16 protein-coding genes are annotated in these 18950 nt (G+C 74.7%); 9 read left to right on the top strand and 7 right to left on the bottom strand.

The window, feature by feature from the left end:
* Positions 1 to 22: 22 nt before the first annotated feature.
* The 3 genes from JN535_RS16170 (at position 23) to JN535_RS16160 (ending at position 4700) form a co-directional block, all read left to right on the top strand.
* Positions 23 to 2107, top strand: coding sequence for a glycosyl hydrolase (locus JN535_RS16170; protein WP_205206596.1), 2085 nt, complete (start codon positions 23 to 25; stop codon positions 2105 to 2107).
* A gap of 125 nt (positions 2108 to 2232) precedes the next feature.
* A complete protein-coding gene (locus tag JN535_RS16165; RefSeq protein WP_205206595.1) occupies positions 2233 to 3567 on the top strand; it encodes a uracil-xanthine permease family protein in 1335 nt (444 codons plus the stop codon).
* A 182-nt stretch (positions 3568 to 3749) separates the two neighbouring features.
* Complete coding sequence (locus JN535_RS16160; RefSeq protein WP_205206594.1) at positions 3750 to 4700, top strand: type IV toxin-antitoxin system AbiEi family antitoxin domain-containing protein; 951 nt, start codon at positions 3750 to 3752, stop codon at positions 4698 to 4700.
* An 88-nt stretch (positions 4701 to 4788) separates the two neighbouring features.
* On the opposite strand, the gene JN535_RS16155 is transcribed toward JN535_RS16160, so the two are convergent.
* Genes JN535_RS16155 through JN535_RS16145 form a run of 3 tightly spaced genes read right to left on the bottom strand, consistent with a single transcriptional unit; the run spans position 4789 to position 6422 of the window.
* On the bottom strand, positions 4789 to 5397 hold the full coding sequence (locus tag JN535_RS16155; protein WP_205206593.1) for a GNAT family N-acetyltransferase: 609 nt from the start codon (positions 5395 to 5397) through the stop codon (positions 4789 to 4791).
* Between the two features lie 52 nt (positions 5398 to 5449).
* Entirely contained in the window at positions 5450 to 6100 is a 651-nt protein-coding gene (locus JN535_RS16150; RefSeq protein WP_307868830.1) for a LytR C-terminal domain-containing protein, read from the bottom strand.
* A gap of 25 nt (positions 6101 to 6125) precedes the next feature.
* Complete coding sequence (locus JN535_RS16145; RefSeq protein ID WP_154797817.1) at positions 6126 to 6422, bottom strand: type II toxin-antitoxin system VapB family antitoxin; 297 nt, start codon at positions 6420 to 6422, stop codon at positions 6126 to 6128.
* 382 nt (positions 6423 to 6804) lie between these two features.
* On the opposite strand from JN535_RS16145, the gene JN535_RS16140 reads away from it, so the two are divergent.
* Genes JN535_RS16140 through JN535_RS16115 form a run of 6 tightly spaced genes read left to right on the top strand, consistent with a single transcriptional unit; the run spans position 6805 to position 14828 of the window.
* The gene (locus JN535_RS16140) at positions 6805 to 6897 is read left to right on the top strand and encodes a potassium-transporting ATPase subunit F (protein ID WP_205206592.1); all 93 of its coding nucleotides are present in this window, start codon (positions 6805 to 6807) and stop codon (positions 6895 to 6897) included.
* 5 nt (positions 6898 to 6902) lie between these two features.
* Positions 6903 to 8585, top strand: a complete 1683-nt coding sequence (gene kdpA, locus JN535_RS16135; protein WP_205206654.1) for a potassium-transporting ATPase subunit KdpA — start codon at positions 6903 to 6905, stop codon at positions 8583 to 8585.
* On the top strand, positions 8582 to 10783 hold the full coding sequence (gene kdpB, locus JN535_RS16130) for a potassium-transporting ATPase subunit KdpB (RefSeq protein WP_205206591.1): 2202 nt from the start codon (positions 8582 to 8584) through the stop codon (positions 10781 to 10783). Before kdpA ends, kdpB begins: the two co-directional genes overlap by 4 nt.
* Positions 10784 to 10806: 23 nt before the next feature.
* Positions 10807 to 11514, top strand: a complete 708-nt coding sequence (kdpC, locus tag JN535_RS16125; RefSeq protein ID WP_205206590.1) for a potassium-transporting ATPase subunit KdpC — start codon at positions 10807 to 10809, stop codon at positions 11512 to 11514.
* A 24-nt stretch (positions 11515 to 11538) separates the two neighbouring features.
* On the top strand, positions 11539 to 14133 hold the full coding sequence (locus tag JN535_RS16120) for a DUF4118 domain-containing protein (protein WP_205206589.1): 2595 nt from the start codon (positions 11539 to 11541) through the stop codon (positions 14131 to 14133).
* Positions 14130 to 14828: a response regulator transcription factor gene (locus tag JN535_RS16115; protein ID WP_307868828.1), complete on the top strand. Its 699-nt coding sequence runs from the start codon at positions 14130 to 14132 to the stop codon at positions 14826 to 14828. Before JN535_RS16120 ends, JN535_RS16115 begins: the two co-directional genes overlap by 4 nt.
* Here JN535_RS16115 and JN535_RS16110 read toward each other — a convergent pair.
* From JN535_RS16110 to JN535_RS16095, 4 genes are all read right to left on the bottom strand, one after another.
* Positions 14810 to 15652 (bottom strand): hypothetical protein, encoded by an 843-nt coding sequence (locus JN535_RS16110; protein ID WP_205206588.1) that lies wholly within the window; start codon positions 15650 to 15652, stop codon positions 14810 to 14812. The two genes, JN535_RS16115 and JN535_RS16110, sit on opposite strands and share 19 nt — an antisense overlap.
* Positions 15653 to 15716: 64 nt before the next feature.
* On the bottom strand, positions 15717 to 17303 hold the full coding sequence (locus tag JN535_RS16105; protein WP_205206587.1) for an ABC transporter permease: 1587 nt from the start codon (positions 17301 to 17303) through the stop codon (positions 15717 to 15719).
* Entirely contained in the window at positions 17300 to 18235 is a 936-nt protein-coding gene (locus JN535_RS16100) for an ABC transporter ATP-binding protein (RefSeq protein ID WP_205206586.1), read from the bottom strand. Before JN535_RS16100 ends, JN535_RS16105 begins: the two co-directional genes overlap by 4 nt.
* Positions 18232 to 18936, bottom strand: coding sequence for a TetR/AcrR family transcriptional regulator (locus JN535_RS16095; RefSeq protein ID WP_307868825.1), 705 nt, complete (start codon positions 18934 to 18936; stop codon positions 18232 to 18234). The genes JN535_RS16100 and JN535_RS16095 overlap by 4 nt, the downstream gene beginning before the upstream one ends.
* Between the last annotated feature and the right edge of the window lie 14 nt (positions 18937 to 18950).

Here is an 18950-nt window from a genome sequence, read left to right as displayed (position 1 = left end):
GCCCCGCCGATCTCGGGGCCGGGTGGTCGCCACCACGCCCGCCGCGCTCCTGGCGTCAGCGCTCCTCGTCGGCGGTTGCGGGCTGTTCGAGACGGACGCGTCGCCCGGGGCGTCGGGCCCGTCCGGGGCCGGTGCCGCCGTCGGGCACCCGGCCGCGGACCTCACCGGGACCGTGCCCGACGTCGACCCGTCGATCCTGCCGCAGGAGACTTTGCGGCCGATGTCGACCGCGCGGCTCGCCGACGGCCTCGTCCCCCCGACGAACCGGTGGTACTCCGGGCTCGTGTTCGGCGACGAGCCGCTGCCCGTGTTCCCCGTACCGCTCGCGTTCGGTGTGACCGACGGCGGGTTCGCGTTCGGGCTCCCCGACGTCCAGGTCACGGAGCAGTCGATCCTCGGCCCGTACGTGCCGCAGGTCGGTGTGGACGTCGGGGCGGCGTCGGTCGTCGTGACCGGCTACGACACCGCGTCCGTCACGCTCGACCTGCTCGACGGCGCGGGCTCCGTCCTCGGGACCGTGACCCTCGTCGAGGGGTCGCCCGTGCTGCGGTACACCGCGGCGACGGACCAGACGGCGGCGCTCACGGTCACGTTCGCCGAGGCGGGCGGGGCGGTCAGCACCGGGGCCGGCGGGCGTCAGTACGTGCTCGTCGGCGCGGACGACGCGCTGTCGACCGACGGCCGCGCGCTCGACCTCGATGCCGGCGACGCCGTCGCCTGGTTCCCCGTGCCCGACGGCGCGCCGGACGGCGCGGTCGTGACGCTCGCCGAGGCGGCCGCGCACCCCGTGACGGGCACGACGCTCGCCTACGGCGTGGCCGACGACTCCGTGACCACGGCGATCACCTACGAGACCGGGGACGACCCGCCCGGCGCGCCGACCGTCGTCGTGCGCCTGCCGCACCAGCACGAGAGCGAGGGCGCGACGTGCGGCCTCGGCACCTACGCGACCGTGCGCGGGACGGCCGACGTGTGCACGGCGAGCACGCTCGCGTGGACGAGCCCCACCGTCGAACCCGCCGGGACGCTCGACCTCTCCGGGCTGGACGAGGGCGCGCGGACCGAGCTCGCCGCGCAGGTGCGCGCCGACGCGTCCGCGCTCGAGCCGCGGCCGTCGGACACGTACTTCGGCGGCAAGGCGCTCGCGCGCGACGCGAACCTGTTCGCGCTCGCCGAGCAGCTCGGGCTCGACGACGTCGCGGCGCCGCTGCGCGAGGACCTCGCCGCCGCGCTGCGCGAGTGGACCGAGCCCGCGGGGTGCGCGGAGCGCGACGCGCGCTGCTTCGTCTACGACCCGCAGGTGCGCAGCGTCGTCGGGCGGACGCCGTCGTTCGGGTCGGACGAGCTCAACGACCACCACTTCCACTACGGGTACGTCCTCTACGCCGCGGGCCTGGTCGCGGCCGACGACCCGGCGCTCGCGGCCGACCTCGCGCCCGTGCTCGACCTGCTCGCGGCTGACGTCGCCTCCGGTGCGGGCGACGCGGACTTCCCGGCGCTGCGCGTGTTCGACGCGTACGCCGGTCACTCCTGGGCGTCGGGGTACGCGCCCTTCGCGGACGGGAACGACCAGGAGTCCGCGTCCGAGGCGGTGTCCGCGTGGAACGGGCTGGCGCTCTGGGCGCAGGCGTCGGGGGACGCACCGCTCGAGGCGCAGGCTCGCTGGCTGCTGTCCGCGGAGGCGACGTCGGCGCGCGCGTACTGGACCGACTTCGACCGCGACGACCCTGCCCTCGTCGGGTTCGGGCACACCGTGACGTCGCTCGTGTGGGGCGGCAAGCGCGACTGGGCCACGTGGTTCAGCGCCGAGCCGAGCGCGATGCTCGGCATCCTCGTGCTGCCGATGCAGCCCGTCGCCGGGTACCTCGCGGGCGACCCGGAGCGCATCCGGGCCAACCTCGACGAGGCGCTCGCGGGCCCGCGCGACGACCCGGCGTCGTGGGACGTGATGTTCGGCGACCAGCTGCTGATGTACGCGGCGCTCGCGGGCCCGGACGACGCCGCGGCCGCCCTGGACGTCGCCCGCACGCTCCCGGACGAACGCATCGACGACGGCAACACCCGCAGCTACCTGCTCGCGTGGCTCCTGTCGCACGCGCCCGCGTAGCCCCGCCCGCCGCCGAACCCGTGGATGTCGCCGGGCTCGGCGGCCCGGGGTGCGACAAGCCCGGGTTCGACGGGGCACTACCCTGCTCCGGGGGTCTTCACACGAACTTCACGGACGGGAGAGACATGAGCGCCATCGGGTGGCGGGTGCACGGGAACGGGAAGACGGTCGCGCCGGGGGACGTCGTCGACCCGGACGAGCGGCTGACCTGGCCGCGCACCATCGGGATCGGCATGCAGCACGTCGTCGCCATGTTCGGCGCGACGTTCCTCGTGCCGCTGCTCACCGGGTTCTCGCCCGCGACGACGCTGTTCTTCTCCGCGATCGGCACCGTCGGGTTCCTGCTCATCACGCGCAACCGGCTGCCGAGCTACCTCGGGTCGAGCTTCGCGTTCATCGCCCCGATCGGGGCCGCGACGATGTCGCAGGGCCAGTCCGTCGCCGTCGGCGGCATCCTCGTCACCGGTCTCGTGCTCGCCGCGGTCGGCCTCCTGGTCCACGTCGCGGGTGCGCGGTGGATCGACGTCGTCATGCCGCCGATCGTCACGGGCACGATCGTCGCGCTCATCGGCCTCAACCTCGCCCCCGCGGCGTGGGGGAACGTCCAGCAGGCGCCGGTCACGGCCGTCGTCACGCTGACCGCGATCATCCTCGTCAGCGTCCTGTTCAAGGGCATCATCGGTCGCCTCTCGATCCTCGTGGGTGTGATCGTCGGCTACGTCGTGGCCGTGCTCCAGGGCGAGGTCGACTTCACCGACGTGCGCAAGGCCGACTGGATCGGGTTCCCCGAGTTCGTCACGCCCACGTTCGACGTCGCCGTGCTCGGGTTGTTCGTGCCCGTCGTGCTCGTGCTCATCGCGGAGAACGTCGGCCACGTGAAGTCGGTCGCGGCGATGACCGGCAAGAACCTCGACGACCTCACCGGCCGCGCGCTCTTCGCGGACGGCCTCGCGACGACGTTCGCCGGCATCGGCGGCGGGTCGGGCACCACGACGTACGCCGAGAACATCGGCGTCATGGCCGCGACGCGCGTGTACTCCACGGCGGCGTACTGGGTCGCGGCGGCGACCGCGCTGGTGCTCTCGCTCTCGCCGAAGTTCGGCGCGCTCATCGCGACCATCCCCGTGGGCGTCCTGGGCGGTGCGGCGACGATGCTCTACGGCATGATCGGCATCCTCGGCGCGCGCATCTGGGTGCAGAACAAGGTCGACTTCTCCGACCCGGTCAACCTCACGACCGCCGCCGTGCCGCTCGTCGTCGGCATCGCCAACTTCACGTGGGCCGTCGGCGACCTGACGTTCGAGGGCATCGCGCTCGGCACCGCCGCGGCGCTCGTGATCTACCACCTCATGCGGACCGTCGCGCGGTGGCGCGGCACGACCCAGGAACCCGCCAGCCCGGCGTCGGCCCCCGGCGGCGACGAGCCGATCGTCCACGACGCGGTCGAGGGCGCCCGCTGACCGTGGACTCCGCCTGACGCCGAACCCGGGGATGTCGCAGGATTCGTCCGCAGGACGAGCGACAACCCCGGGTTCGACGCGGCGGGGATGACCGGCGTCCACAGGTGCCTCTTGCGGGCGGGCTCCACAGACCGTTGACGACCCCTCGCGCGTGGCACCCGCCTTTCGCTGTGATGTGGGGCATGCCGACAACCGCACCCGCCAGAGGCATCGACGCGATCGACGCCGTCGCGGCCGAGCAGGAGTGGCTCGTCTCCGCTCGACAGTGCCGCGAGGCCGGCGTCGACCATGGCGTGATCCGGCTCCTGCTCCGGCGTGGTGCCTGGCGGCGCGTCACGCGCGGGGTGTACGACGTCGACCCGTTCCCCGGGCAGCGCCGCTCGTACGACCGACGACGTCGCCGCGCGGCGTGGTCGGGTCTGCTCGCCTACGGTCCTGACGCGGTCGCCGTCGGGCCGAGCGCGCTCGCGCTGCTCGGGGTCGCGGGCCTCCCGATCGACACGGCCCCGCAGGTGGCGCTGCCGTCGGCGAGGTCGCTCGAGTCACGGGACGGGTTCCGGTTGCGCATGTTCGACGACGGGATGACCGTGACCCGGGTCGGGCGCGCCGCCGTCGCCTCGCCGTGGTGGGCGCTCGCGCAGGCGGTCCCGGAGCTCGACCGCGAGCATGCCGTCTCCGTCCTCGACTCGGCGCTGCACCAGGGTGTCGTCACCGCGGACGACGTCGCGCACGCCCACGACCTGGCGCGCGGTCGACGTGGCGTCGCGCGGACGCACTCCTGGTGGGGCCTCGCGGACGGGCGGTCGGAGTCACCGCTCGAGACGCGCGTCCGTCTCGACTGTCACGACGGCGGGGTCGGCCCCGACGCGCTCCAGGTGCCGCTCGTCGACGCGGCGGGGGTCGTGCGGCGCGGTGACCTCGGGTGGCGCACGCGCGACGGTCGCTGGTTGGTGGCGGAGGCCGACGGTGCCGAGTTCCACGGTTCGCTGCAGGCGGCGTACGCGGACCGGGAGCGGCACAACGAGCTGGTCGGGGGTGACGTCGCGGCACTGCTGCGCTTCACGTTCGACGACGTGCGCGTCGCCGGCCGGTGCGCACGCACGGTCCGTCGGGCGCTGCACGCCATCGGATGACGGGCCCCGGTGACGCCGGACCCGGGGTTGTTGCCACGTCGAGCGCCGAACCCGGCGACAACCCCGGGTTCGGCGTCGGAGGGTCTGCTCAGAGGCGGAGGCCCAGGACCAGGCCCTCCTCGACGTCCAGGCGGGTGAAGCCGAGATGTTCGTAGAAGCCGATCGCGGAGACGTTGTCCTCCGCGACGCCGAGGTGGACGCCCTCGACCCCGGCCGCGCGGAGCGCGTCGAACAGCGCCGTCATCAGCCGGCGGCCGTTGCCGCCGCCCTGCGCAGCGGGGAGCAGGTCGACGTGGAGGTGCGCGGGGTAGTCGGGGAGCACCGAGGGATCGGTGAGGTGCGGGTGATGGATCTGGCGGACGAGCGCCTCGTCGCGGGAACCCTCCGGGAAGCTGCCGAGCGGGTACCGCTCGCGCAGCCGCGGCCACCACTCGCGCTCGGCCCGCGCCTCGAACGCGGCGGTGTCGCGCGCCCCCAGCACGTAGCCCGCGGCCTCGCCGTCGACCTCGACCACGAACGCGAGCGACGGCTCGAGGGCGAGGTACGCCCCGAGGTAGACCTCACCGAGCAGCCGCGGGTCGGCGTACAGCGCGGTCGCGTCCGCGCCGGACGCGCCGGTCCGCAGGCAGATCTCGTAGAGGCGGTCGACCTCGTCGGGGTCGTTGGTCCGGGCAGGCCGGAGGGGAAGGGGGCTCATGGGTACCGTTCGGCGGTCGTGAGGCCCGGCGGGCGCCGGGTGCGGGACGTGCTCAGCCCTCCGCGGGCGGCACGGGCAGCGGCTGGGGGGTGATCTCCTCGATCGCTACGCACCCGGCGCGGCTCTCGAGCGGCACGTCGCCGGACAGGCCGACGAGCTCGGGGTCCACCACGTCCTCGAAGTCGGCGCCCACGTAGAGGTCGACCGTCGCGTCCTCGCGCGTGTCGAGCACGAGGCCCGGGTCGTCGTAGTGCGCCGCGAGCGTGTACGCCTGCGCGAGCCCCGTGGCCCCGAAGTGGATCTGCGTCCGCGACACGACGTCCGAGCTGCCGTCGCCGTCCAGGTCCGGCGCGTTGCCGGTGGTGAGCACCGTGAAGCCCCGGGACGTGAGCAGGTCCTGGTTGAGCCGTCCCAGAGGCGCGTCCTTGCCGGAAGCGTTGTAGACGTTGACCTGGACGTCGCCCGTCGCCGCTGGGAGCGTGCCCTCGGGCAGGCAGGGGACCTTGACGTCCGCGAGGTCGTCGACCGCCTCCGGGGAGGACAGCGGTCGGTCGAACGGGGCGTCGATCGCGCCCGTGTACACGGCGAGCGCGCCGAGACCGACGACGGCGAGCGCGGCGATGAGCAGCCCGAACACGACGGCCTGGCGCTCGTGCATGCGTCGGCGACGCTCGGCGCGCGCGGTGTCGGGGCGGGTGGTCACGCCAGAAACCTACCGGACCCCGCGCTCATCGCACGGTCAGGACGCGGGCGTGCAGGATGGCGCGCTGCTGCAGCGCGGCCCGCACGGCGCGGTGCAGGCCGTCCTCGAGGTAGAGGACGCCCTCGAACTCGACGACGTGCGCGAAGAGGTCGCCGAAGAACGTGGAGTCCTCGGCGAGGAGCGCGTCGAGGTCGAGCGTGCGCTTGGTCGTGACGAGCTCGTCGAGGCGTACCTGACGCGGGGGCACCTCGGCCCAGTCCCGCGCGGTCACCCGGCCGTGGTCCGGGTAGGGGCGCCCGTCGCCGACGGCCTTGAAGATCATGCGGCACATCCTAGAGGCCCGACGGCGGCGCTCGGCCAGGTCGGCGGGGTGCCGGTCACGCAGTCGTCACGATCTCCCCACGAGGAGCACCCGCGTCCTCCGCGTCCCGGGTCGCTCCGCGCGTCGGCGCGTGCCCCGTCAAGGTTCCGGCAGAGGGCGTCAAGGTTCCGTCAGAGCCTGCACCGGGGCCGTCCCGCCGGGCGTAGAACGGCAGGGCACCCGGGTACCGGGCGCCGGCACGACGCCCGCCCCGGGTGTCGTCCGACCGTCGTCGAGAAGGCGTTCCCACCATGGCCGACCTGGCCTTCCTCCTCCTCACCGTCGCGTTCTTCGCGACGGTCGCGCTCGTCGCGCGTCGTCACGGCTCCTCGGGAGGCACCCGGTGACGGTCCTCGACTGGATCGCGCTCGGCGCCGTCGTCGCCGTGCTGGGCTACCTCTTCGTCGCGCTGCTCCGCAGCGACCGGGCCCGGTGAGCGCCGTGCCGACGACGGTCGACGCCGCGGTCGTCTGGACGGCCGTCGGACAGGTCGCGCTCCTCGTCGCGGCGCTCGCGGCGGTGCACGCGCCGCTCGGCGCGTACATGGCGCGCGTGTACACCTCGTCGCGCCACCTGCGGGTGGAGCGCGCGGGCTACCGGCTGGCGCGCGTGGACCCCGACGCGGAGCAGCGGTGGAGCACCTACCTCCTCTCGCTGCTGGGCTTCTCGCTCGCCTCGGTCCTGCTCCTCTACGCACTCGGCCGACTCCAGGACCACCTGCCGATGAACCTGGGGTTCACGGGGCTGGACCCGGCGGGCGCCTGGAACACGGCGGTCTCGTTCGTGACGAACACGAACTGGCAGTGGTACTCCGGCGAGGCCGCCGCGGGCCACCTCCTCCAGATGGCCGGGCTGGCGGTGCAGAACTTCGTCTCGGCCGCGGTCGGGATGTCGGTCGCGATCGCGCTCGTGCGCGGGTTCGCCCGCTCCGGGACCGACGCGCGGATCGGCAACTTCTGGACCGACCTCACCCGGTCCGTGGTCCGGATCCTGCTGCCGGTCGCGTTCGTCGCGGCGGTCGTGCTCGTGGCGAACGGCGTCATCCAGAACCTCAGCCCCCACACCGCGGTCGAGACGCTCGCCGGCGGCACGCAGCACGTCCTCGGGGGGCCGGTCGCCTCCCAGGAGGCCATCAAGGAGCTCGGGACCAACGGCGGCGGGTTCTTCAACGCGAACTCGGCGCACCCCCTGGAGAACCCGAACCCGTTCACCAACCTCGTCGAGATCTTCCTCATCCTGCTGATCCCGTTCACGCTCCCGCGCACGTTCGGCCTCCTGGTCGGTGACCGCCGCCAGGGCTGGGCGGTCCTCGGCGCGATGGCCGGGCTCTTCGCCGTCGCCCTCGCGCTGACCACCTGGGCGGAGCTCGCCGGACCCGGTGCCGCCCCGCAGGCCGCGGGCGCCGCGCTGGAGGGCAAGGAGACGCGCTTCGGCCTCGCCGCGAGCGCCCTCTTCGCGACGGCGACGACCGGCACCTCGACCGGAGCGGTCAACGCGATGCACGACTCGCTCACCGCACCGGGGGGTGGCGTGGTCCTGTTCAGCATGCTCCTCGGCGAGATCGCCCCCGGCGGCGTGGGCGCGGGGCTGTACGGGATGCTCGTGGTCGCCGTCGTCGCGGTGTTCGTCGCGGGCCTCATGGTCGGCCGCACGCCCGAGTACCTGGGCAAGAAGATCGGTCGCCCGGAGATCACGCTCGTCGCGCTGTACGTCCTGACGACCCCGGCCGTCGTGCTCGTCGGCACGGCGCTGTCCGTGGTCCTGCCGTACGGCCTCGCGGGCCAGCAGGAGGGCGGCCCGCACGGGCTCACCGAGGTGCTGTACGCGTTCGCGTCGGCCGGGAACAACAACGGCTCCGCGTTCGCCGGGCTGTCGGCCGGGACGCCGTACTACAACACCCTGCTCGGGCTCGCGATGCTCGTCGGCCGCTTCGTGCCCATCGCGCTCGTCCTCGCCCTCGCCGGGCGCCTCGCCTCCCAGCGGTCCGTCCCGCCGTCCGCCGGCACGCTGCCGACCCACCAGCCGCTGTTCGTCGGCCTGCTCGGCACGGTCGCGCTCGTCGTCGTCGGCCTCACCTTCGTCCCGGTCCTGTCCCTCGGTCCTGTCGTGGAGTCCCTGTCATGAGCACGCCGCTCGCTTCCGTCCCTCAGCTGCCCGGCACCCCGGCGTCCCCCGCGGGTGCGCCCGACGGCGGCCCCCACCACGACGATCGTCCCGACGGCGGCCGTCGTGCCCCGCGGGCGCTGACTCTCGCGCAGGTGGGCGCGGCGCTGCCGGCCGCGGTGCGCAAGCTGGACCCGCGGGTGCTGCACCGGTCGCCGGTGCTGTTCGTCGTGGAGCTCGGCGCGGCCGCGTCGACGGTGCTCGCCGCCCTGGAGCCGGACCTGTTCTCGATCCTCGTCGCGGCGTGGCTGTGGGCGACGGTCCTGTTCGCGACGCTCGCCGAGTCGGTCGCGGAGTCGCGGGGCAAGGCCCAGGCGTCGAGCCTGCGCGCGACGCAGCGCAGCACGACGGCGCGCCGCGTGGACGCGCCGACCGACACGCTCACCGCTGGGTCGAGCCTGCACCTGCTGCCGACGGTGGACGTGCCGTCGTCGAGCTTGCGGGTGGGCGACGTCGTCGTGGTCGTCGCGGGGGAGACGATCCCCGGCGACGGCGACGTGATCGAGGGCGTGGCGTCGGTCGACGAGTCGGCCATCACGGGCGAGTCCGCCCCGGTGATCCGCGAGTCGGGGGGCGACCGCTCGGCCGTGACGGGCGGGACCGTCGTCCTGTCCGACCGCATCGTCGTGCGGATCACGGCGCCGGCCGGCCAGACGTTCGTCGACAGGATGATCGCGCTCGTCGAGGGCAGCGAGCGCCAGCGCACCCCGAACGAGATCGCTCTCAACGTGCTGCTCACGTCGCTGACGATCGTGTTCGTCCTCGCCGTGGCGACGCTCCAGCCGTTCGCGGTGTACTCGGGGGCGCGGCAGTCCCTCGTGGTGCTCGTCGCGCTCCTCGTGTGCCTCATCCCCACGACGATCGGCGCGCTGCTGTCCGCGATCGGCATCGCGGGCATGGACCGCCTGGTCCGGCGCAACGTCCTCGCGATGTCCGGCCGCGCGGTCGAGGCGGCGGGCGACGTGGACGTGCTGCTGCTCGACAAGACGGGGACCATCACGCACGGCAACCGGTTCGCGACCGAGGTCCTGCCGGTGGGTCACGTGAGCGCGGCGGAGCTCGCCGACGCGGCGCGCCTCGCCTCGCTGTCCGACGAGACCCCGGAGGGGCGCAGCATCGTCGACCTCGTGACGTCGCTGGACGGGCGCCCCGCGAGCGACCTCGCGCGCGAGATGACGGGCGCGGAGTTCATCCCGTTCACGGCCCAGACCCGGATGTCGGGCGTGGACCTGCCGGCGCCCGACGGCGGCGTGCGGCGCGTGCGCAAGGGCGCGGGCTCCGCGGTCCAGCGCTGGGTGCACTCCACGGGCGGGAGCGTCACGGGGCCGGACACGGACGAGCTCGCGGCGCACGTGGAGACGGTCAGCGCGCAGGGCGGCACGCCGCTCGTGGTCGCCGAGCAGGTGGGCGACGGCCCCGCGCACGTCCTCGGCGTCGTCCGGCTCAAGGACGTCGTCAAGGACGGTCTGCGCGAGCGGTTCGACCAGCTCCGCGCGATGGGCATCCGCAGCGTCATGGTCACGGGCGACAACGCGATCACGGCGCGGGCCATCGCGGCGGAGGCGGGCGTGGACGACGTGCTCGCCGAGGCCACGCCCGAGGACAAGCTCGCGCTCATCCGGCGCGAGCAGGAGGGCGGACGCCTGGTCGCGATGGCCGGTGACGGGACGAACGACGCGCCCGCGCTCGCGCAGTCGGACGTCGGCGTCGCGATGAACACGGGCACGACCGCCGCGAAGGAGGCGGGCAACATGGTCGACCTCGACTCGGACCCCACCAAGCTCCTGGAGATCGTCGAGATCGGCAAGCAGCTCCTCATCACGCGCGGCGCGCTGACCACGTTCTCCGTCGCGAACGACGTCGCCAAGTACTTCGCGATCCTGCCCGCGATGTTCCTGGGCGTGTTCCCCGCGCTCGAGGTGCTCAACGTCATGCGCCTGTCGAGCCCCGAGTCCGCGATCCTCTCGGCGGTGATCTTCAACGCCCTCGTCATCGTGGCCCTCGTCCCGCTCGCGCTGCGCGGGGTGCGGTACCGCCCGGCGTCCGCGTCGGCCCTGCTCCGGCGCAACCTCCTGGTCTACGGGCTCGGCGGCCTCGTGGCGCCGTTCGTCGGGATCAAGCTCGTCGACCTCCTCGTCTCCCTGCTCCCGGGCTTCTGATCCCGGTGCCGAAAGGAACTCCCGTGCCCACCTCCTCGCAGGTCCCGTCCGGCGCCCGTCCGTCCACCGCCGGCGGCGCCGTCTCCTTCGTCCGCCAGTCGTGGGCGGGGCTGCGCGTCCTGCTCCTGATGACCGCCCTGCTCGGTGGGCTGTACCCGCTCGCGGTGACGGGCGTCGGCCAGGCCGCCTTCGGGTGGCAGGCGAACGGCTCGCTCGTCCGCGCGGACGGCACGCGGGCCGCGTCGGTCGACGACACGGGGGCCGACGGCGCCCCGGTCGTCGGGTCCGTCCTCGTCGGCCAGGCGTTCGGCGAGCCGGGGACGGCGCCCGAGTGGTTCCACGGCCGCCCGTCGGCGGCCGGGGACGGCTACGACACGCTCGCGTCCGCGGGGTCGAACCTGGGGCCGAACAACCCCGACCTGGTCGCCGCGATCGAGGCGCGCCGGGCGGCCGTCGCCGCGCAGGACGGCGTCGACCCGGCGAGCGTCCCGCCCGACGCCGTGACGGCGTCGGCCTCGGGCCTCGACCCGCACGTCTCGCCCGCCTCCGCGTACCAGCAGGTCGACCGCGTCGCCGCGGCGCGCGGGCTCGACCCCGCGGCGGTGCGTGCGCTGGTCGACGACGCCGTGGCCGGGCGCGTGGCCGGCGTGCTGGGCGACCCGCGGGTGAACGTGCTCGCGCTCAACCTCGCGCTCGAGAACCTCGCGCCCGCGGGCTCGGACGCGCCCTGACGTGCGGCGTGATGGACTGCGCACATGAGTGCCGACACGCCTGACGAGCGGCGCCGGGGGAGGCTGACGGTCTACCTCGGCGCCGCGCCGGGCGTCGGCAAGACGTTCGCGATGCTCGACGAGGCCCACCGCCGCCGGTCCCGCGGGACCGACGTCGTGGTGGGCCTCGTCGAGACGCACGGGCGCCCGGCTACGGCGGCGAAGATCGGCGACCTCGAGGTGGTGCCGCGCCGCGCCGTCGGTCACCGGGGAGTCGAGCTCACCGAGCTCGACGTCGACGCCCTCGTCGCGCGCGACCCGGACGTCGCGCTCGTGGACGAGCTCGCGCACACCAACGCGCCCGGCTCGCGCCACGCCAAGCGGTGGCAGGACGTGCACGACCTCCTCGACGCCGGGATCGACGTCGTGACCACGGTGAACGTGCAGCACCTGGAGTCGCTCACCGAGGACGTCGAGGCGATCACCGGCGTGCGCCAGCGCGAGACCGTCCCCGACCACGTGGTGCGCGAGGCCGACCAGATCCAGCTCGTCGACCTCTCGCCGCAGGCGCTGCGGCGGCGGCTCGCGCACGGCAACGTCTACCGGGCCGAGCAGATCGACGCGTCGCTCTCCTCCTACTTCCGCGAGGGCAACCTCACCGCGCTGCGCGAGCTCGCGCTCCTGTGGCTCGCGGACCGGGTCGACGACGCCCTCACCCGCTACCGCGCCGACCACGCGATCTCGGGGACCTGGCCCGCGCGGGAGCGCGTCGTCGTCGCGGTCACCGGCGGGCCGGAGAGCGCGACGCTGCTGCGTCGCGGGGCCCGCATCGCCGAGCGGGCGGCCGGGTCGGAGCTGCTCGCGGTGCACGTGCTCGCGACCGACGGGCTGCCCACGGCGTCGCCCGCCGCGATCGCGGCCGACCGTGCGCTCGTCGAGTCGCTCGGCGGCACCTTCCACACCGTCGTCGGGGAGGACGTCGCGTCGGCCGTCGTCGACTTCGCGCACGGGGCCAACGCGACGATGGTCGTCGTCGGGGTCTCGCGGCGCTCGCGGTGGCGCGAGGCGTTCCTCGGCTCGACGAGCGCGGAGATCGCCCGGCTCTCGGGCTCGCTCGACGTGCACCTCGTCACCCACGAGCGGGCCCGGTCGGGGAGGGTCGCACGTCGCGGCTGGAGCCCGCTGTCCGCCCGGCGGCGCGTCGCGGGGTTCGTGCTCGCCGTCGCCGGCCCGGTGGGTCTCACCGCCCTGCTCGACGCCGGCCGGGAGGCCGTCGGGCTGTCGACGCAGGTCATGCTCTTCCTCGCGCTGTCGGTCGGCGTAGCCCTCGTCGGGGGCATGTGGCCCGCGCTGGCGTGCGCCGTCGTGTCCTTCCTGTGCCTCAACTGGTTCTTCACGCCGCCCACCGGCCTGCTCACCGTCGCCGACCCGGAGAACCTGCTCGCGCTGCTCGTGTTCGTGCTCGTCGCGGCGGCGGTCGCGTCGGTCGTCGACCTCTCGGCGCGCCGCACGGTCCAGGCGTACCGGGCGCGGGCCGAGGCGTCGACGCTCGCGGCGCTCTCCCGGTCCGTGCTCTCCGGCGAGGACACGGCCGAGGCCGTGGTCGCGCGCCTCGCCCAGACGTTCCAGCTCCGCCGCGTCGCGCTCGAGAAGCGGGTGGCGACGGGCGGCCGGACCCGCGCGTGGTCGACGGTCGCCGTCGCGGACCGCGCCGTCGACGCGGTCCCGGTCCGCGCCGGGCGTCGGGGCACGCCCGGGGCCGGCGGCGAGACCCGGACCGTGGTGAGCGTCGACGACGACCTCCGGCTCGTGCTCGACGGCCGCCCCCTGCCTGCGGGCGACCGCCAGGTGCTCGAGGCGTTCGGTGCGCAGGCCGGCATCGTGCTCGAGTACCGCCGGCTGCGCGAGGAGGCGGCGCACGCGGCCGTCCTCGCGGAGGCGGACGCGACGAGGACGGCCCTGCTCGCGGCCGTCTCGCACGACCTGCGTACCCCGCTCGCGGCGATCCGGGCCGCCGTCGACGGGCTGCGCTCGCCCGACGCGGTCATGGAGCCGCAGGACCGGACGGCGCTCGTCGAGACCGCGGCCTCCGAGACCGAGCGGCTGGAGCAGCTCATCGACAACCTGCTCGACCTCTCGCGCCTCCAGACCGGTTCCGTGGCCCCCGTCCTGCGCGACGTGTCGCTCGAGGAGATCGTGCCCGCCGCCGTCGAGCCGCACGGCGCCCGGGTCGCGCTCGACGTGCCCGAGGACCTGCCGCTCGTGCGCACCGACCCGGGCCTGCTCGAGCGCGTCGTCGCGAACGTCGTCGCCAACGCGGCGCGGTTCGCGCCAGCGGACGACCCGGTCAGGGTCCGGGCGTCCGCGTCGGGCGGCATCGTCGAGGTGCGCGTCGTGGACCGCGGTCCCGGGGTGGCCGACGACGCCAAGGAGCGCATGTTCGAGTCGTTCCAGCGGCTCGGCGACGCGGGCGGGCACGGCGTCGGCCTGGGGCTCGCCGTCGCGCGCGGGTTCGCCCGCGCCGTCGGCGCGACCCTCGTCCCCGAGGACACGCCGGGCGGAGGCCTCACCATGGTCCTGACCGTCCCGGTCGCGTCGCCGCGCGGCCCGGCACGCACCGAGCGGGAGGAGCGCGCGTGAGCGACGACCCGGTGACCCACCACGTCCTCGTCGTCGACGACGACCCCGGCCTGCTGCGCGCGATCGCCATCACGCTGCGCACGCACGGGTGGAGGGTGAGCACCGCGACGTCGGGCGGGGCCGGCATCGACCTCGTCGCGACCGACGCGCCCGACGTCATCCTGCTCGACCTCGGCCTGCCGGACCTCAGCGGCTTCGACGTCATCCGCGCCGTCCGCGCGTGGAGCACCGTGCCGATCGTCGTGCTCTCCGCGCGTCACCTCGGCGACGACAAGGTCGACGCGCTCGACGCCGGTGCCGACGACTACGTCACCAAACCGTTCGCGATGCCCGAGCTCATGGCGCGGCTGCGCGCCGCCGTGCGGCGCTCGGCGGGTGCCGCACGGGACGGGTCCGCGGTCGTCGAGGCGGGCGACCTGCACGTCGACCTCGCGCGGCGCCGCCTCCTGCGCGGCGGCACCGAGGTGCGGCTCACTCCCACCGAGTGGGCGCTCCTGGAGATCCTCGTCGCGCAGCGGGGCCGCGTCGTCGAGCGCGAGCACCTGCTGCGCGAGGTGTGGGGGCCGACCGCCACGCGCGACACCCACTACCTGCGCGTCTACGTCGCGCAGCTGCGCCGCAAGCTCGAGGACGACCCGGCGGCGCCCCGACACCTCATCACGAGCCCCGGCATCGGCTACCGGTTCGAGGAGTGACCCGCCGCGTCGTCCGCGAGGCGCGCGAGCTCGCGCACGACGGCGCCCGGGAGCGCGGGCGGGAACAGCAGCGCCCGCTGCCGCTCGCCCGCGCGCCAGCCGTCGCACGCGAGCGCGGCGAGCACGAGCGACGACGGCGCCGCCTCCTCCCGCCACGCGCGCAGCACGAGCGCGTGCGCCGCGTGCTGTCCCTCCGGGACGTCGTCGCGCGCGACCCCGCCCAGCGCGTACAGGCGCAGGAGCGCGGCGGCCTTGCGCGAGTCGTCGAGCGCCGCGACCGACGCCGCGACCGCCGCGCGGGACGGGTCGAGCCGCAGCGGCGACAGGTCGTCGAACCCGGACTGCACCACCTCGACCGCGACGTCGTCGACCAGAGTCTCCGCGTCGCCGAACATCGACCGCAGGGTCGACTCGCTGCGGTCGCACCGCCGCGCGACGGCGGCGAACGTCACGTTCTCGACGCCCTCCTCGAGCGCCACACGCAGGACCGCGTCCACGAGCGGGCGCTCGTCGTCGCGGAACGGGTCCTCGTCGAGGTCGACGTCGCGGAACACGACGGCGCTCGCGGGCGGCCGGACGTCGGCGTACCGCGAGAGGTCGCCGACCAGGACGTCCCACTCCGCCTCGGTGAACCGGTACGCGTCCTGGTACAGGCCGAGCCACGTCCCCTCGAGCGCGAGCGCCGCGACCCACGTGCGCGGGTCGGGGACGCCCGAGGCGCCGGCCGGCCCCCGGCCCGGCTCCTGGGTGGGGATCGCGGCGACCCACTCGTGCAGGGTGGCCCTGGCCGAGCGCGTCGCGTCGCTCCGGTCGGGCGTGGACATGACCGTCACCTCCGTGGTCGGAAAAGGTGGATCGAGCCTAGCCGGAGGCCGTGACGGTCTCGCGTCAGGGACGAGGGACGTCGCGTCGGCGGAAACCGACCAGTCCCAGCGCGACGAGCGCGAGAGCCAGGAGCGTGAGCCAGACGAACGGCCACGGCTCGACGTCGGCCCCCGGGAGCTGGGGGACGTGCCAGAACGGCGAGACGCCGCTGGCCCACGAGGGCAGGTCGAGCAGGGCGCCGAACATCGTCACGACGAACGAGTAGGCGAGGAGCGCCCAGGCGAGCGCCGCGAGCCCCGGCCGCCAGCCGAACGCGGCGACGGCGACGCCCGTGACGACGGCGACCGCCGGCAGGTACGCGAACGACGCGGCGAGGTAGTCGCCGAACCCGAAGGCATCCTCCCCGACGCTCAGCGCGCCGAGCCACAGCCCGAGCGCGCTCACGGCGAGCAGCACCGCCGTCCCGACCAGCGTCACGACGAGCTGGGCCCCGAGCCAGCGGACGCGCCCGACCCCGGTCGCGAGCACGGGCTCGAGCCGCCCCGCCGTCTCCTCGCCGCGGGCCCGCTGGGCCGACGCGACCGCGAACCCGCCCGCGCCGAGCCCGAGGAACAGGGCCATCACCGCGACGAACCCGCCCACGAGGTCGGAGGCGTCGCCGAGCATCTGCGCGATCTCCGGGTTGTCGGCGACCATGTCGCCCACCGAGTCGACGAACGTCCCGCACGCGAGCGCCGTGACGCCGACCCCGAGGCCCCACGCGAGCACGGACGCGCGCTGCTGGCGCCACGCGAGGGCGAGCGGGCTCGCGAGCCACCCGGCGGCGTCGGGCCGACCGGCGCGCGGCGGCACGAGGCCCGCTCCCAGGTCGCGCCGCGCAGCGAGCGCCGCGCCCAGCGCGAGCAGCAGCACGACGAGCGCGAGCGACAGGCCGAGCGGCCACCAGCGCAGGTCGACGTACGCACGGATCTGCTGCGCCCAGCCGATGGGGGAGAGCCACGAGACCCAGCTCCCGTGCTCCTCCTGGACGTCGCCGACCGCGCGCAGCAGGAACGCGACGCCGAGCACGGCGAGCGCGAGGCCGCTCGCGGCGCGCGCGTGCTCGGTGACCTGGCTCGTCACGACCGCGACGGCGGCGAACACGAGACCCGTGACGCCGATGGCCGCGCCGAGCGCGAAGGAGTCGACGGCCGCGAGCCCGGTCGCGACGAGGACCGCCCCCGTCGCGAGCGCGATGGCCGCGTTCGCGACGACTGCCGCGACGAACGCCGCGGTGGCGGGGGCGTGGCGCCCGACGACGCCTGCCCGGACGAGCTCGGCCCGTCCCGTCTCCTCCTCGGCGCGCGTGTGCCGCACGACGAGCGAGATGCTCATGATCGCGACGGCGACCATGACGGTGAGCGCCATCTCGTTCGCGATCATCGCGCCGAGCGTGTAGTCCTCGATCCCGTACTGCGGTCCGGACAGCATGATGCCCGCGGGGCTCGAGACGAGCGCCGCGCGCGCCTGGCGGTCGGCGGCGGTGGGGTAGAGGGTGTCGAGCGCGACGGCCGCGTACCCGAAGAGGAGCGCGATCGACGCCGTCCACACCGGGATGCGGACGCGGTCGCGCCGCAGGACGAAGCGCAGGAGCGTGGTCCACCCGGTCACAGCGCGCCCGCCCCGTCGAGCACGGCGAGCTCGTCGCCGTAGTGACGCAGGAACAGCTCCTCGAGGGACGGCGGGTTGACCGTCACGGAGCGCAGACCGAGGTCGGTGAGCGCGCGCAGGACGGTCTCGACGTGGTCGTTGTCGACGTCGAACCGCGCCCGCGTGCCGTCCGCGCCGGGCTCGACGACGAGGTCGTGCACGCCGTCGAGCGTGTCGAGGGCCGACGGGTCGCGCTCGGTCACGGCGGTGACGGACGAGCGCGTGAGGTGCCGCAGCTCGGCGAGCGTCCCGGACTGGACCGTGCGACCCGCGCGGATGATCGTCACGGTGTCGCACAGCTTCTCGACCTCGGCCAGGATGTGGCTCGAGAGCAGGACGGACCGGCCCTCCGCCGTCACCTCGCGCACGCACTGCGTGAACACCGACTCCATGAGGGGGTCGAGGCCCGACGTCGGCTCGTCGAGCACGAGCAGCTCGACGTCCGACGCGAACGCGGCGACGAGCGCCACCTTCTGCCGGTTCCCCTTGGAGTAGGTGCGCGCCTTCTTGGACGGGTCGAGCTCGAAGCGGTCGAGCAGCAGCTTCTTGCGCCGCGGGTCGACGCTCCCGCGCAGGCGGGTGAGCAGGTCGATCGCCTCGCCGCCGGTGAGGTTGGGCCACAGGCTGACGTCGCCCGGCACGTAGGCGAGGCGCCGGTGCAGGTCGACGGCGTCGTGCCACGGGTCGCCGCCGAGCAGGCGGGCGCTGCCGGAGTCGGGCCGCAGCAGCCCGAGCAGCACGCGGATCGTGGTCGACTTGCCCGCGCCGTTCGGTCCGAGGAACCCGGCGACCTCGCCCGCGCGGACGGTGAGGTCGAGGCCGTCGAGCGCCTGCACGTGGCCGAAGGCCTTGCGCAGGTCGTGCACCTCGACGGCGGGGGCCGTGCTCGTCATCGCGTCTCCTCCTGGTGGGTGGTGTGCTGCACGTAGGCGTCGAGCAGCGTCGGCTCGACGAAGAGTCCTTCGGTGAAGACCTCGAGCGCGGGGAGCATCACGCGCTCGACGTACTCGCGGAGGTCCGCCTCGGGGTCGCGCGGCTCGCTCCGCTCGCGCAGCGCGCCGTCGATCAGGAGCGAGCCGAGCGAGAGCGAGACGAGGTAGCGCGCGCGGGCGGCCTCGTCGCGGCTCGGGCGGATGACGCCGGCGGCGACGCCGGACTCCATGTACTCGAGCGTGACCTGCGTGAGGTGCTCGACGAACGACCGCGCGAGGTCCCCGCCCGCCTGGAGGCTGCGCAGCGTGTACTCGAACACGGGCGCGTAGTCCTCGATGCCGGCGAGCTGGGTGAACAGCGCCATCGGGCCGGCAGCCGGGTCCTGGGGCGCGATGGCGTCCGTCTTGGCGGCGCGCACGGCGTCGAACACGTAGTCGTCGCACGCGCGGCGCAGCCCGTCCTTGGACCCGAAGTGGTGCACGACGAGCGCCGCGCTCACCCCGGCGTCGGCCGCGATGGTCCGCAGGGAGGCGCCGAACCCGTCGCGCGCGAAGCGCGAGATCGCGGCGTCGCGGATGCGGGCACGGGTCGTGAGGTCGTCGGTGGCCGACGGCGCGGGGCCGGCGCGGCCGGTCGTGGGGGACTGGTCGTCTGAACGCACGTTCAAAAGACTAA

It is taken from the genome of Cellulosimicrobium cellulans, assembly GCF_016921195.1.
In the GTDB taxonomy this organism is placed as follows: Bacteria; Actinomycetota; Actinomycetes; order Actinomycetales; family Cellulomonadaceae; genus Cellulosimicrobium; species Cellulosimicrobium cellulans_F.
Note: the sequence above shows the minus strand (reverse complement) of the source record. Positions and strands in the feature narration are given on the sequence as shown.

Coding starts and splice junctions, on each gene's coding strand:
- JN535_RS16165 (WP_205206595.1), top strand. CDS start 2,233: ATGAGCGCCATCGGGTGGCGGGTGCACGGGAACGGGAAGACGGTCGCG.
- JN535_RS16160 (WP_205206594.1), top strand. CDS start 3,750: ATGCCGACAACCGCACCCGCCAGAGGCATCGACGCGATCGACGCCGTC.
- JN535_RS16155 (WP_205206593.1), bottom strand. CDS start 5,397: ATGAGCCCCCTTCCCCTCCGGCCTGCCCGGACCAACGACCCCGACGAG.
- JN535_RS16145 (WP_154797817.1), bottom strand. CDS start 6,422: ATGATCTTCAAGGCCGTCGGCGACGGGCGCCCCTACCCGGACCACGGC.
- kdpB (WP_205206591.1), top strand. CDS start 8,582: ATGAGCACGCCGCTCGCTTCCGTCCCTCAGCTGCCCGGCACCCCGGCG.
- JN535_RS16120 (WP_205206589.1), top strand. CDS start 11,539: ATGAGTGCCGACACGCCTGACGAGCGGCGCCGGGGGAGGCTGACGGTC.
- JN535_RS16110 (WP_205206588.1), bottom strand. CDS start 15,652: ATGTCCACGCCCGACCGGAGCGACGCGACGCGCTCGGCCAGGGCCACC.
- JN535_RS16100 (WP_205206586.1), bottom strand. CDS start 18,235: ATGACGAGCACGGCCCCCGCCGTCGAGGTGCACGACCTGCGCAAGGCC.